14 protein-coding genes and 2 pseudogenes are annotated in these 13209 nt (G+C 69.9%); 9 read left to right on the top strand and 7 right to left on the bottom strand.

From position 1 onward, the window contains the following. Positions 1–31 precede the first annotated feature (31 nt). Together metE (ABD844_RS13485) and metE (ABD844_RS13480) are read left to right on the top strand one after the other, a co-directional pair. The gene (gene metE / locus ABD844_RS13485) at positions 32–2359 is read left to right on the top strand and encodes a 5-methyltetrahydropteroyltriglutamate--homocysteine S-methyltransferase (protein ID WP_344876635.1); all 2328 of its coding nucleotides are present in this window, start codon (positions 32–34) and stop codon (positions 2357–2359) included. 98 nt (positions 2360–2457) lie between these two features. Next, positions 2458–4704 carry a 5-methyltetrahydropteroyltriglutamate--homocysteine S-methyltransferase gene (gene metE / locus ABD844_RS13480; protein WP_344876633.1) on the top strand — a complete coding sequence of 749 codons (2247 nt, stop codon included), beginning with the start codon at positions 2458–2460 and terminating at the stop codon, positions 4702–4704. Between the two features lie 245 nt (positions 4705–4949). Here the strand turns inward: metE (ABD844_RS13480) and ABD844_RS13475 are convergent, their stop codons facing one another. The 3 genes from ABD844_RS13475 to ABD844_RS13465 all read right to left on the bottom strand — a co-directional run bounded on the left by ABD844_RS13475 (position 4950) and on the right by ABD844_RS13465 (position 6445). Further along, a complete protein-coding gene (locus tag ABD844_RS13475; protein ID WP_344876631.1) occupies positions 4950–5465 on the bottom strand; it encodes a fatty acid desaturase in 516 nt (171 codons plus the stop codon). Continuing rightward, positions 5462–5785, bottom strand: a complete 324-nt coding sequence (locus tag ABD844_RS13470; protein ID WP_344876629.1) for an STAS domain-containing protein — start codon at positions 5783–5785, stop codon at positions 5462–5464. The genes ABD844_RS13475 and ABD844_RS13470 overlap by 4 nt, the downstream gene beginning before the upstream one ends. Positions 5786–5905: 120 nt before the next feature. Beyond that, positions 5906–6445: a DUF5994 family protein gene (locus tag ABD844_RS13465; RefSeq protein WP_344877054.1), complete on the bottom strand. Its 540-nt coding sequence runs from the start codon at positions 6443–6445 to the stop codon at positions 5906–5908. 207 nt (positions 6446–6652) lie between these two features. Between ABD844_RS13465 and ABD844_RS13460 the strand changes: the two genes are divergently transcribed. The 5 genes and pseudogenes from ABD844_RS13460 to ABD844_RS53100 all read left to right on the top strand — a co-directional run. Then, entirely contained in the window at positions 6653–7657 is a 1005-nt protein-coding gene (locus ABD844_RS13460; protein ID WP_344876627.1) for a tyrosine-type recombinase/integrase, read from the top strand. A 170-nt stretch (positions 7658–7827) separates the two neighbouring features. After that, positions 7828–8088 (top strand): hypothetical protein, encoded by a 261-nt coding sequence (locus tag ABD844_RS13455; RefSeq protein ID WP_344876625.1) that lies wholly within the window; start codon positions 7828–7830, stop codon positions 8086–8088. A 223-nt stretch (positions 8089–8311) separates the two neighbouring features. Continuing rightward, positions 8312–8476 carry a hypothetical protein gene (locus ABD844_RS13450; protein ID WP_344876623.1) on the top strand — a complete coding sequence of 55 codons (165 nt, stop codon included), beginning with the start codon at positions 8312–8314 and terminating at the stop codon, positions 8474–8476. 6 nt (positions 8477–8482) lie between these two features. After that, positions 8483–8590 (top strand): annotated as a pseudogene (locus ABD844_RS13445) (RHS repeat-associated core domain-containing protein); the annotation flags it as partial. Between the two features lie 97 nt (positions 8591–8687). After that, positions 8688–8873 (top strand): annotated as a pseudogene (locus ABD844_RS53100) (hypothetical protein); the annotation flags it as partial. A gap of 85 nt (positions 8874–8958) precedes the next feature. Here ABD844_RS53100 and ABD844_RS13440 read toward each other — a convergent pair. The 4 genes from ABD844_RS13440 to ABD844_RS13425 form a co-directional block, all read right to left on the bottom strand. Continuing rightward, positions 8959–9348 (bottom strand): STAS domain-containing protein, encoded by a 390-nt coding sequence (locus tag ABD844_RS13440; protein WP_344876621.1) that lies wholly within the window; start codon positions 9346–9348, stop codon positions 8959–8961. 359 nt (positions 9349–9707) lie between these two features. Further along, positions 9708–9950 (bottom strand): DUF5994 family protein, encoded by a 243-nt coding sequence (locus tag ABD844_RS13435; RefSeq protein ID WP_344876619.1) that lies wholly within the window; start codon positions 9948–9950, stop codon positions 9708–9710. After that, positions 9899–10813: an acyl-CoA desaturase gene (locus ABD844_RS13430; protein ID WP_344876616.1), complete on the bottom strand. Its 915-nt coding sequence runs from the start codon at positions 10811–10813 to the stop codon at positions 9899–9901. Before ABD844_RS13430 ends, ABD844_RS13435 begins: the two co-directional genes overlap by 52 nt. 263 nt (positions 10814–11076) lie before the next feature. Then, positions 11077–12171, bottom strand: a complete 1095-nt coding sequence (locus tag ABD844_RS13425; protein WP_344876614.1) for an AI-2E family transporter — start codon at positions 12169–12171, stop codon at positions 11077–11079. 207 nt (positions 12172–12378) lie between these two features. Here ABD844_RS13425 and ABD844_RS13420 point away from each other — a divergent pair, with 207 nt between their 5' ends. Then, positions 12379–12534 (top strand): hypothetical protein, encoded by a 156-nt coding sequence (locus ABD844_RS13420; protein ID WP_344876612.1) that lies wholly within the window; start codon positions 12379–12381, stop codon positions 12532–12534. A 91-nt stretch (positions 12535–12625) separates the two neighbouring features. Further along, entirely contained in the window at positions 12626–13201 is a 576-nt protein-coding gene (locus ABD844_RS13415) for a YhjD/YihY/BrkB family envelope integrity protein (protein ID WP_344876610.1), read from the top strand. Positions 13202–13209 lie beyond the last annotated feature (8 nt).

The raw sequence follows: 13209 nt of genomic DNA, 5'->3' as shown, positions 1-13209 counted from the left end.
AGGTCTCTCGTGACTCGCGAAGGAGAGTTCCGTGGCCGAAACTCCTGCCACCCCCAGCGCCATCCCTGCCGCCACCGTGTACGGCTACCCGCGTCAGGGTCCGGACCGGGAGCTGAAGAAGGCCGTCGAGGGCTACTGGGCCGGCCGCGTCACCGCGGCCGAGCTGGGCTCCACGTCCGAGACGCTGCGCCGCGACAACTGGCGCCGCCTGGCCGACGCCGGTGTCGCCGAGGTACCGACCGGCGACTTCTCGCTGTACGACCACGTGCTGGACACCACCGTCATGGTCGGCGCCATCCCCGAACGGCACCGCGCCGCCGTCGAGGCCGACCCGCTCGACGGGTACTTCGCCATGGCGCGCGGCACCCAGGACGTCGCGCCGCTGGAGATGACCAAGTGGTTCGACACCAACTACCACTACCTGGTGCCCGAACTCGGCCCCGGCACCACCTTCACCGCCGACCCGGCCAAGCAGCTCGGCGAGCTGCGCGAGGCCCTCGCCCTGGACCTGGAGGCGCGTCCGGTCCTGGTCGGCCCGGTCACCTACCTCCTGCTGGCCAAGCCCGCCCCAGGCGTCGACCCCGCCTTCGAGCCGCTCAGCCTGCTGGAGCGGCTGCTGCCCGTCTACGCCGACGTGCTGGCCGCGCTCCGGTCCGCCGGCGCCACCTGGGTCCAGCTCGACGAGCCCGCCCTGGTGCAGGACCGGCCCCGGGCCGTGCTCGACGCCGTCGCCACCGCCTACCGGTACCTCGGCGGGCTGACCCAGCGGCCCAAGCTCCTCGTCGCGACCTACTTCGACCGGCTCGGCGAGGCCCTGCCGGTGCTCGCCGACGCGCCCGTCGACGGCCTCGGGCTCGACTTCACCGGCCCCGCCGCGACGAACCTGGACGACCTGACCGCCCTCGGCGGCCTCCCGGGAAGGCGGCTGGTCGCCGGAGTCGTGGACGGCCGCAACATCTGGATCAACGACCTGGAGAGGTCGCTGACCACGCTCACCGCGCTGCGCGACCTCGCCGCCCGGGTGGACGTGGCCGCCTCCTGCTCCCTCCTGCACGTCCCTTACGACGCCGCACTCGAGACCGAGATCGACCCCGAGGTGGCACGCTGGCTCGCCTTCGCCCGCCAGAAGACCGCGGAGATCGTCACCCTCGCCCGCGGCCTCGCCGGTGACGATATCTCCGGTGAGCTGGCCGCCAACCAGGCCGCCCTGCGGTCGCGGGCCACCTCGCCGCTCACCCGGGTCCCGTCCGTACGGGCCCGCGCCGAGGCCGTCACCGCCGCCGATACCCGCCGCGCCCAGCCGTACGCCGAGCGGACCGAGGCCCAGCGCACCCGGCTGGGCCTCCCGCCGGTGCCCACGACCACGATCGGCTCGTTCCCGCAGACGAGCGAGCTGCGCACCGCCCGCGCCGATCTGCGGGCCGGCCGCATCGACCAGGCCGCCTACGACGAGCGCATGGAAGCGGAGATCCGCGCCGTGCTGGCCTTCCAGGAGGAGGCCGGGCTGGACGTGCTGGTGCACGGCGAGCCCGAGCGCAACGACATGGTCCAGTACTTCGCCGAGCAGCTCGACGGCTATGTCGCCACCCAGCACGGCTGGGTCCAGTCCTACGGCAGCCGCTACGTGCGCCCGCCGATCCTGGCCGGCGACATCTCCCGTCCCGAGCCCATGACGCTGCGCTGGACCACCTACGCCCAGTCGCAGACCAGCCGCCCGGTCAAGGGCATGCTCACCGGCCCGGTCACCATGCTTGCCTGGTCGTTCGTCCGCGATGACCAGCCGCTCGCCGACACCGCCCGCCAGGTGGCCCTCGCCCTGCGCGACGAGGTCGCCGACCTGGAGACCGCCGGGACCGGGGTGATCCAGGTGGACGAGCCCGCGCTGCGTGAGACGCTCCCGCTGCGCGCCGCCGACAGGACCGCCTACCTGGCGTGGGCGACCGAGGCGTTCCGGCTGGCCACGGCTGTGGTGCGGTCGGAGACGCAGATCCACACGCACATGTGCTACGCGGAGTTCGGTGAGATCCTGGCCGCCATCGACGACCTCGACGCCGACGTGATCAGCCTGGAGGCCGCCCGCTCGCACATGCAGGTCGCCCACGAGCTGGCCGAGGCCGGCTACCCGCGCGAGGTCGGCCCAGGCGTCTACGACATCCACTCCCCGCGCGTGCCCAGCGTGGCGGAGGTCACCTCGCTGCTGCGCAAGGGGCTCGACGCGATCCCCGCCGACCGGCTGTGGGCCAACCCCGACTGCGGGCTGAAGACCCGCGGCTGGCCCGAGGTACGGGCCTCGCTGGAGAACCTGGTGACCGCGGCCCGGGAGATCCGCGGCGAGGCGACCGACTTCAAGGCGAGCTGAGCCCGGCGCGGGCCTGGCACCCATCCGGGCTGCCAGGCCCGCGACCCGGACCGCGCTCGGATCCCGGCCCGCCCGCTTCACGACGAGAAAGAGCAGCCATGACAGCCCCCGTGCCCGGAGCGACCGTACTCGGCTACCCCCGGATCGGTACCCGGCTCGAACTGAAGCGAGCCACCGAGGACTACTGGGCGGGCCGCCTCGACGCCGCGGGGCTGCTGGAGATGGGCGCCCGGCTGCGCCACTCGGTCTGGACCGACCTGCGCGAGTCCGGTCTCGAACAGATCCCCTCCAACACCTTCTCCTTCTACGACCAGGTGCTCGACACCGCCCTGCTGGTCGACGCCATCCCGGAGCGCTTCCGCCATCTGGACGGGCTGGACGCCTACTTCGCGATGGCCAGGGGCACAGACGGGACGCCCGGACTGGAGACGCGCGAGTGGTTCGGCACCGGTTACCACCACCTCGTTCCCGAAGTCGGCCGCGACACCAGGTTCCGGCTGGCGGCGGCGGGACGGTCCAAGCCGCTGGCCGAGTACCTGGAGGCGCGGACGCTGGGCGTGGAGACCCGGCCCGTGCTGGTCGGCCCGCTGACCTTTCTGCTGCTGTCCGCCGCGTCGGCCGGATTCCGGCCGCTGGACCTGCTCGACGACCTGATCGAGGTGTACGCCGAACTGCTGGAACGGCTGAGCGGGGCGGGCGCGCAGTGGGTTCAGCTCGACGAGCCGGTGCTGGCCACCGATCTCACCTCGCACGAGCTGGCCGCGCTCGGACACGCCTACCGCAGGCTCGCCCGTCTGCCGTCGCGCCCACGGCTGCTGGTGGCCACCGCTTTCGGCGACATCGGCGACGCTCTGGCTGTCCTGGCGGGGACGCCGGTGGAGGCGATCGGCCTCGACTTCGTCACCGGGCCGGGCAACCTGCGGACGCTGGCCTCGATCGGCGGGCTGCCGCTGCGCACACTGGTGGCAGGCGTGGTGGACGGCCGCAACATCTGGCGAACCGACCTGCGTCGGGCCCTGGCGACATGCGCGTCTCTGCTCGGCCTGGCCGGGGAACTGGTGGTGAGCACGTCCTGCTCGCTCCAGCACGTCCCGCTCGACCTCGACGCCGAACCCGATCTGGAGCCGGACCTGCGCGCCCGGCTCTCCTTCGCCCGGCAGAAGATCGACGAGGTCGTCCTGCTCGGCCAGGCCCTCCGTCAGGAACGGGCGGTCCCCCGCCGTGACGTGGCCATGAACGCTCCCGACCACCGCGTGCGTGCCCGGGTGGACGTACTGGGCGACGGCCGCCCCCGGGCGGAGTGGCCGGTCAGATCCGCGGCCCAGCGGCGAGTCTTCGGGCTGCCGCCGCTGCCCACCACCACGATCGGCTCGTTCCCCCGGTCCGCGGAGGTCCGCCGTACCCGGGCCGACTGGCGTGCCGGCCGCATCGACGAGGCCGCCCACGACCAGGTCGTACGGGCCGAGATCGACCGCGTCATCGCCTTCCAGGAACGGCTCGGGCTCGACGTGCTCGTCCACGGCGAACCCGAGCGCGACGACATGGTCGGCTACTTCGCCGAACAACTGCGAGGCTTCACCCTGACAGCCGAAGGCTGGGTACAGGCGGCCGGCGACCGCTACGTGCGCCCACCGATCCTGCACGGCGACGTCTCCCGTCCTGTGCCGATGACGGTCCGCTGGGCCACCTACGCCCAGTCTCGGACGGACCGTCCGGTCAAGGGCGTGCTCACCGGCCCGGTCACGCTGCTGGCCCGCTCGTACGCCCGCACCGACCTCCCCCGGGCCGACATCGCCCGCCAGCTCGCCCTCGCCCTGCGCGACGAGATCCACGACCTCGAAGCGGCCGGCATCGGCATCATCCAGATCGACGAACCCGCGCTGCGCGAACTCCTGCCCCTCCGCCGGGCCGAGCGCGCCTTCTACCTGTCCTGGGCCACGAGCGTGTTCCGGCTGGCCACCTCCGGCGTCGCCGACACCACCCAGATCCACACCCACATCTGCCAGTCGTGGTCCCAGGACGTCCTCGCCGCCATCAGCGCCCTCGACGCCGACGTCACCAGCGTCGAGGCCGCCCGACCTCGCACAGAACCCCTGTCCGGCGCCCGCGCAGCCCTCTTCCGCACCGGCGTGGGCCCCGGGGTCTACGACAGCCGCTCGTCCCGCGCTCCTGGCACCGACGAGATGGCGCAGGCCCTGCACCACCTGCTCCAGTCCATCGAACCCGACCGGCTCTGGGTCAACCCCGACTGCGGATTCAGGACCCGGGAACCTGCCGAGATCGAAACCGCTCTGCGCAACATGGTCGCCGCCGCACACCATGTCAGAAGATCTCTTTCCGCTTGACGATCACTACCGTTCCTGTTCCCTCCGCCCGCAACGCTGCCGGCACAGGACATCGCGCCCACCTACGGGAACGGCTGAGCAGCGCCACCGGACCCGCGCCGCACGTCAGTCACGCCGTCGGCATCCTCGGCGAGCAGCGAGATCAGTGCCGGCACCGTGATCAGCGCGGCAGGAACGGCACCAGGTTGTCCGCCATGCGCTGTGCGTTCACCGACACCCCGCGATGGTCAGAGCCACTGGCCTGATCACGCGGCGAAAGCCTGCTCAGAGCACGAAACCGGGCTTCCGAGCGGGACGGCGTCGTGAGGACGAATCCCGCGCAGTTGCCCGCCGAGACCGGTGCCGTACTGATAGGGGGAGTGCGGGTCGCCCGGCCGGTCGGTGAAGGCGTGGTGGCGGCGGTGGACGGCCACCCAGTCGATCAGGTTGCCCTGAAAGCTCATCGACCCGGCCACGGCCAGGACGACGCGTAGCCAGGGGCGGGCGGTGAAGGAACGGTGGGTCAGCAGCCGGTGGAAGCCGACCGTCACCCCCAGCCCGGTCACGACGTAGAGGACGGCGGCCAGCAGCAGGTCGGTGAGGCTCACACCGGTTCCCCACGCCAGCCAGATTCCGGCGCTCAGCGCGATGAACGGGGCGATGACGATCGTGGCGGTCAGTGCCACCTGCCCGGCGTGGGCACTGTGGAGCTGCTGGACGTGCGGGAACGGCGATCGCCCATCGTATGCCGGAGCCGGGGCCTGGGCGCGCACCCCGCTCACGCCACCATCGGCAGGCCGCGACCGAGGCCGGTGAGGTTCAGCAGCCGGGACATGAACGGGCGGGGCCCGCTCAGGGCCAAGGTGATACCCAACGGCCGGGCGCGGCGCTGGATACCGACCAGGACGGCCAGGCCGCCGGCGTCGCAGAACGACACCTGCGACAGGTCGATGATGAGCAGGCTCGTGCTGTAGTTCAGCGTGCTCAGCAGTCGCCGGCGAAGCGCCGCGCTGGTGAAGATGTCGATCTCGCCGGACAGATGAACGGTGGTCGGCTTTGACGGGTCGGCCACGGCGAGTGGCGCGGTGTCGATGACGGTCATGGAAGTCTCCTTTGTGGAGAAGCTGGAATGCGATGGGATGCCTGCCGACCGGAAAGTCGGTCCGCCGCCAGAACAGGCGGTCCTGGAACCGTTCGATCCGGTCGGCAGGCGGCACGCGGGTCACGCCGACGCTGACGGCCGTCTGGTGGAGGGCGATTCCTGGTCGGTGACCAACCCGCCCTCGTTCTCCCAGCCGGCCGAGCCGTCGGCGTCCGTCCCGCGGAGAGGCGCAGCGGGGTCGGGCGGCAAGCGCGCGACGGTGAGGATGTCGTCGATGCTCAAGCCTGTGGTGTCCTGGGCGGTGAGCTTGAGCGTTCCCTCAGCGGGACCTGCCGCAGTGTCGGGCGGGATGACCAGCAGGACGACCGGCTCGCCGGCCGCGAACGTGAGAGTGATCAGGCGCGGGTCGGTGTGGCGGAACCAGCCGATGCGGATTTGCCGCCCGCGTGCCGGGATGCGGCGCGGGATGCTCTGCCATGCATCGCAATGCACGCCGACGCGGAGCGTGACCCGATCAAGCAGCCGGTCCACGGCGGCGACGAGGCCGGGCAGTTCGGCGGCCGCGTCGCGGGAGTAGGGCCACCATGCCCCATCCACCACAGCTCGCCGATCCAGCACCGGGTGGAGACTGAGTCGTAGGGCCGAATCGACCCGAGGCATCACGGACGAGGCAGAGCCGGGCAGCGCGGGTTGAGAAAGCAGTATCGGCGTCATGGTCGCCTGACCTGTCCGGGCCCCTCAGAAAGGGGCCGGTGGTGGTTCGCCGGGGGCGACGCCGACCTGAATGCCAACGCTCGAAAAGACCTCGGTAACTTGACTCTACCTCGTACTTCCGGAATTCCCTAATTCCGGAAGTAGACTGGGCGGGTGACTTCTGGAAACACGCCCTCAGAGATCATGGAACCGGCCGGAGCAGTTTCCGGAAACACGCGCCGGTCGCCGGCCGTACCGCTCCCCGCTCCCCACACCGCCGTCCTGGCCGACTACAGCGCCGCACTCGAGCGCGCCCCGCTGGCCGACTCCACCAAGGCCAAGTACGCCTCCCGGCTGCGCGGTTATCTGGCCTGGCTGGCCGATCAAGCCGACGCCGGCGCCCTGGACGGCGATCCGCTCAGCGACCCGGTCGCGGCCACCGGCGCGGTGCTCGACTTCCGCCGGCACCTCAAAAACGGCCGCCGCGCCCCCAACACCATCGACACCTACCTGTCGGCCATCGACGACTTCTACGCCCGCCGCAACCTCGGCAAGCCCCAGGCCCGCCGCGAACACGACACCCGCCGCACCGCCCCCCGCGCCCTGGACGCCCGGCGCACCCGCCGCTACATCTGCCACGTCCAGCTCACCGCATCCCCGCGCGACAAGGCCATCGCCCTGCTGCCCTACTACGCCGGCCTGCGGATCTCCGAAGTCGTCGGCCTCGACCTGGCCGACGTACGCCTCTCAGCACGCAAGGGCGAACTCCGCATCCGTGGAAAAGGCCGCGACGCCGGCAAGACCCGCCTGCTACCCATCCATCCAGACCTACGCCAGGCCCTGGCCGACTGGCTGGCAACTCGCACCGACTGGAAGGGAGCCGGGACCTGCCCCGCGGTGTTCCTCAACCGCCGCGGTGGCCGCCTGAGCGACCGCGCCGCCCGCGCCATCATCACCGGCCTCGGCGACGCCGTCGGCCTGGGCGACGACCCCACCGAGCCCTTCAGCCCACACGTCCTGCGCCACACCTTCGCCACCCAGCTCATCCGCGACGGCAAGAACCCCATTCTGGTCGCCGAGCTGCTGGGGCACGGCTCATTGGACACCACCCGCCGTTACGCCCTGCCCACCGAAGCTGACAAGGCCGCCGCCCTGGACGCTCTCATCACCGACCACTGACCAGAGCAACAAACCGGTTCGGAGCGGGTGGCGTGATTGTCACTCCGATATCACCCCCTGATTGGAGGGCGCCGCGTCCGCGCCGCAGTAGGCGAATGTGGAGGGCAGCCGCCTACAGCGTTCGACCCTGGGCAGGGGTCCCTTGCGGATTTTGGCGAAAGGAGCCGGCCGTGCCGGAGAATGTCGCACTGATCATTCGATTCCACCTGATGAGCGGCGAAGACGTCTCCGTGATGAGCGGGGACTTCGACGGGGAGCCGGAGGCGGTGGCGGCGATCGCTCGTGCTATGGACGAGCGGCGCAGCCTGGTGTTGATGCGGGCGAGATATGGCCGTGAAACCGACGTGAACGGCGTGGTCATCAACCTCGCTAACGTGGTGTCGGCGCGTGTGTCGAAGACAGCCAGCGCCGAGGCGGGCCAGTACCTGTAGCGGCGGGCCCCGACACACCCTGACCTTGGCCAGCCGGACGGTGTCCTCGGCGAACCTCTCACCGGTGCCCAAGCGTCGTCCGGCCGCGGTCGACGACGGCACGTCGGTGACCGAAGCAGCGGATCTCCCGGTCAACCGCGTACGCCGCGCTCGCCGAATTTGCCAGATAGCGCCACAAGAAGCACGCCAGACATCGAACAACCCGCCTGGACCAGCGAGACCGATGGATCCTGGACCCGTAACATCGAGCAGGACCGGCGACGCCACCGGTATGACCGGCTACACCGAATACGGGGCGCCCCGCACGCAGAACACCGGCGACTCCCGCCACTACGGCTGGCTGGGCACGAGCCAGCGGGCCTCCGACTCCATCGGCGGCTCAGTGTAGCTGGGCGTGCGCCTGTACAACCCCGCCACCGGCCGTTTTCTGCAGATCGACCCCGTCGTGGGCGGCAGCGCCAACGCCTATGACTACTGCGGCGCCGATTCCGTCCACGAACTGGACCTGAACGGGACCGACGAATTCCCCGGTGGCCGCGGCGGCGGGTCGGACATCACCCATGAGAGGGGAACGACCGAGGAGAACATCAATCGAAGCCGGCGCCACCATCGCCATCGCCGGGCTGTCCATGACCGTGTGGGCCCACCACATGTTCGTCACCGGGTCGCCGAAGATGACCGGCAGGATTCTTGACGACAGGCTGGGCAAGCTGCACTTCTGGGCGCTGTTCATCGGATTCCACACCATGTTCGAGATCCCCCGGGGCAGCGCCGGTTTATCGCGTTGTCGTCCCCGGACAGGTTCCCAATTCCAGCACCGATCAAGCCTCCAACACACCGCTCGAGCACGGAACCTGATGATCAATTTGATCAAGGCGGTTGAGCTGGGTCCGGCAGTGCGTGCGACGACGCCTGCAGGCGAAGACCTGCCGTCTGGTGCCAGCCCGTGAGCTCGAGCAAGCGTCGCACCTGCGGAGGGGGCGAGCGCAACGTCAGCACGTGGCCGCAGCGCAGACCGGTGGCGGCGGTGACCAGGGCGCGCAGGCCGCCGACGTCGCAGAACATCAGGCCGCCGAGATCGACGGAGAAGCTGCCACGGCCCGCCATCGAGGCCAGGGCCCGGGTCAGGGCGGGCAGGGTGGCGCGGTCGAGTTCGCCCTCGATCTGCAGGCCCGCGAGATCGACGATTGGCGTGATGCGCAGGAGCCGGTCGGCTACCGGGTCAGGTGTGAGAGCGCCAACCGTGTCCGCAGTGTTCATGCTGGCTCCTATGGTCAGGGGAGTGAGGGCCAAGGTGGCCGCAGATGGGAGGCGGTCATCAGCACGTTGCGCTGGGTTGGCGTGAGCGGAGCAGTCAGGCGCGATGACCTGATCGTCTAATGTGCTCGACCAGGTCGAAAGCAGCAATCTGCGCCAGGCTTATCAGCAGCCGTGCTCACCGGCCTGACGCTGCCCGGGGGGATCAGGCGGTTCTGACGCCTGCACCGCTCACGGCGTGTCGTGGGAAGGGGCCCCTCTCCTGTTGGCCGCAGCCGGCACCTGGCGCAGAGCCCGGCCTATGGTGCGCGCGACGAGATTGGACAACACTCGGAGCTCAAGGACGGCACGGTGAATGGCGTTTAACGCTCGACCTCCGCGTCGATGTGCGGGCCCACGCGCGGGACCCGTCGGTTCAGCCGCTGGTCGATGGCGGCGATCAGTCCGGGCAGTTCCGCTCCGGCGTCGTAGCCGACGGGCCACCACGCGCCGTCCACCGCGCCCCGGCGGGCGAGATCGGGGTCCAGGCTGAGCCGTACCTTCTCAGGGCCGGTTACGGGGAAAGCCCGCGGCGTCGTGCGGCCAGGCGCGTCGGGGTCGGCCATCGTACGTCGCGGGCCCAGCCGAGCCCCTCCATGAGACCGATCAGCCGGGCGGAGATGTCGATCTGGCCGGGTAGCACGCCGTGGCGGGCGCAGGTGGGATCGGCGTGGTGGCCGTTGTGCCAGCTCTCGCCGAACGACAGGATCGCCAGCGGCCAGAAGTTCGCGGCCCGGTCCCCAGCGCGGGTTTTCAGGGGCCGCTCGCCAAAGACATGGCAGACGGAGTTGATCGACCAGATGACGTGATGCAGCAAGGCGATCCGCACCAGCGCACCCCAGAAGTACGCGGTCAGCGCGCCGTGCCAGGTGCCCGTAGCCAGCAGACCGATGACCGGCGGCAGCAGCAGCGAGGCCGCGACCAGCGGCACGAACAGCCGATCCACCCGGCCGATGTCGGCGTCGGCGTCGGCGTCGGCGTCGGCGTCGGCGTCGGCGAGCAGATCCTTGGCGAAACGCTCCGGGTTGGTGAGGTCACGCCCGAACATCCAGCCGACATGCGCGAACAGCAGCCCCTTGGCCAGGCCGCGCACGCTGTGCCCGTGACGCCAGGGAGAGTGCGGGTCGCCGTCGCGGTCGGCGAAGGCATGGTGGCGCCGATGGTCGGCCACCCACTGGATAACCGAGCCCTGCACCGCCAGGGACCCGGCCACGGCCAGGCCGAACCGCAGCCACCGGCCGGCCTTGAACGCACCGTGGGTGAGATAGCGGCGGAAACCCACCGTGACGCCGAGCCCGGTCAGGACGTATGCGCCAGCCGCGATCGCCATGTCGGCCCAGCTCAGCCCCCACCCCCAGGCCGCCGGGATCGCGCCGGCCAGCGCCGCGAACGGCACCAGCACGAACACCCACAACGCAACCACCGCCACGACCGGTTACGCCCGTCGATGATCGGCGCCGCGCCACCCCGCTCCGGATCAGCGGCGCCTGCGCCCGTCGAAGCCATGCCAGTACTCTCCAAACACGCGCATAGTGTCCCTTTTATCGACTTTGAGCAATTCGCCTGCCCGGACAAGCTCGGGCCACACCCTTGGCCCGATACCTGGCGTCAGGCGGGCTACGGAGCCGTAGCCTGATGTCGCGCTCTGAAACCGTGCGAAATCCGGCGTCGTCGCCGACGCATTGGAACCCGTCAGTCCTTCTGCTCGCGTCCCTTCTCATGGGGAACGTCCTGAGCCGGTGGTGCGTGGGCCGGTCCTGCCGGGAGGGGAATCGGATCGGCCTTGAAGAGCTCGGGCACGGCCCGGTAGAGGATGGCGGTGATCGGCACGGCCACGACCGCACCCGCGATCCCGGCCAGGATGCCGCCGACCGCCAGCACGATGATGATCGCCAGAGGGTGGAAATGCAGCACCCGGCCGACGATCAGCGGTTGGAGCACGTGGTTCTCCAGTTGCTGTTCGACGACGAGGACGCCGATGAAGATCAACGCAAAGATCGGGCCCTTCGCGCCGAGCGTGACCAGCGTCGCGACCGCACCGGCGAACAGGATGCCGACGATCGGGATGAAGCTGGCAAAGAAGATCAGTACGGCGAGTGCCGCCCAGAGCGGGACGCCCATGATGGCCAGCACCAGACCCATGAGCACGCCGTGCACCGTAGCTACGGCCACCGTGCCCTGCACGTAGTGCGACAGCGTGGTCCACGCGGTTCGCCCGGCACGGTCGACCCGCGGCGCCATCCGGCCGAACCCCTTGAGGAACCAGGACCAGATCCGGTCGCCATCCTTGAGCAGGAAGAACGTCACGAACAGCAGAAGCACGATCGAGGCCAGCACCTCCACCACCACCACGGTGCCCGCGAGAACCGTCGAGGTGATCTGCTGCTGCCGTTCGGTGATCAGTTTGGCGATGTCGTCCACCCACCCGCTGAGCTGGATGGGCTTCAGATGCAGAGGCCCGGTGTAGAGCCAGCCCTCCACCGTCTTGGCCGTCTGCCGGACCTGGGTCACCAGACCGGGGAACTCCTCGTGGGCCCGGACGCCGATGATCCAGCCCGTCCCGCTCAGCACGGCGAAGGCGACGAGCATGGTGACCCAGGTGGCGTAGATCGCCCGCAGGCCCAACGCGCGCAGGTGCCTGGTGAGCGGGAACAGCAGCGCGGTCAGCAGTAGAGCGACCGCCACCGGCAGGGCGACGATGCGCATCTTCGCCACGAAGCTGAACACGTAGTTGACCACTACGCCGATGACGATCAGACACGCGCACCACACAGCGATCCGCGCCAAGGTCTGAGGAACTAACCGCGACAGGCGTTCCTGATGTGAAGCCATGCACGGGAACTTCCCCGCCAGGCGCAGACAGGCACGATTTCAGGCTTCAAGCCGGGGAAATGTTGGGGAAATAGATTTTGCGTCAGGGGTAGGTTCATTCCGACCTACCCCTTTCTCACGACGGCACGGTGATGGAATCGAGCCAGGAGCCGGCACGGCTGGTTGGATCACACGGTGCGCGCCCTGATCCGCTACGACAAGGCGAATGCCGGCCGGCTCTCGGCCGCCCTCACCTACTACGCCTTCTTCGCCACCTTCGCCTTGGCCCTGCTGGGGTTCGCCATCCTCGGCCGCACCTGGACTACCCGGCGGCGTTAACCGAGGTCCAGCACTACCGAGTGACACCTTCCCGCGCCTGGACGTCCAGGCGCTTCGCAATGCCGGGGGAACCGCCGGGTTGGTGGCCTGCGTGGTGCTGCCGCTCACGGGCCTGTTCTGGATGGACACGCTGCGCTCGGCGACCAGGGCGATCTGGCGGCTCGAGGAATATCCGGGCAATTTCTTGCTGCGCCAGATCATCGACCTGGGCGTGGTGGCCGGGCTCGGGGTGCTGCTCTCCCTGTCGCTCACCGTCGCCTTCGCCGCTGAGCGGGTGCTGATCTGGCTTGCGGTGAACACCGTGGGTGTGGACGCCACCCCCGCCCGAGGGGTGCTGTCGGTGGCGGCGTTCGTGCTGGGAATCGGGGTCAACACCTTGCTGGCGATGGCGCTGCTGACCGCGCCGCCACGGCTGCGTCTGCCGCTGCGCCGGGTGATCGGCCCGGCGCTCGTCATCGCGATCGGCCTGGAGATCCTCAAGACCCTCGGCCAAGCCCTGCTCAACCTCACCGCCGCCAACCCCGCCTACCAGGTCGTCGCCGGAGCGGTGGCAATGCTGCTCTTCCTCAAGGTGCTCAACCAGCTGATTCTGTTCGCCACCGCACTGGCGGCCTCCAGTACCGTCGGCGAAATCATCGACCTGACCGCTCGGCCAGGTCGGTCGTGAGCTCGAGG

It is taken from the genome of Nonomuraea antimicrobica, from assembly GCF_039536965.1.
Taxonomy (GTDB): domain Bacteria; phylum Actinomycetota; class Actinomycetes; order Streptosporangiales; family Streptosporangiaceae; genus Nonomuraea; species Nonomuraea antimicrobica.
This window is presented reverse-complemented; position numbering and strand designations above follow the sequence as displayed.

Bases quoted from the DNA above. Each gene is read 5' to 3' on its own strand.
- ABD844_RS13440 (WP_344876621.1), bottom strand. From the start codon at position 9,348: ATGAACACTGCGGACACGGTTGGCGCTCTCACACCTGACCCGGTAGCC.
- ABD844_RS13435 (WP_344876619.1), bottom strand. From the start codon at position 9,950: ATGGCCGACCCCGACGCGCCTGGCCGCACGACGCCGCGGGCTTTCCCC.
- metE (WP_344876633.1), top strand. From the start codon at position 2,458: ATGACAGCCCCCGTGCCCGGAGCGACCGTACTCGGCTACCCCCGGATC.
- ABD844_RS13470 (WP_344876629.1), bottom strand. From the start codon at position 5,785: ATGACCGTCATCGACACCGCGCCACTCGCCGTGGCCGACCCGTCAAAG.
- ABD844_RS13450 (WP_344876623.1), top strand. From the start codon at position 8,312: ATGGATCCTGGACCCGTAACATCGAGCAGGACCGGCGACGCCACCGGT.
- ABD844_RS13465 (WP_344877054.1), bottom strand. From the start codon at position 6,445: ATGCCTCGGGTCGATTCGGCCCTACGACTCAGTCTCCACCCGGTGCTG.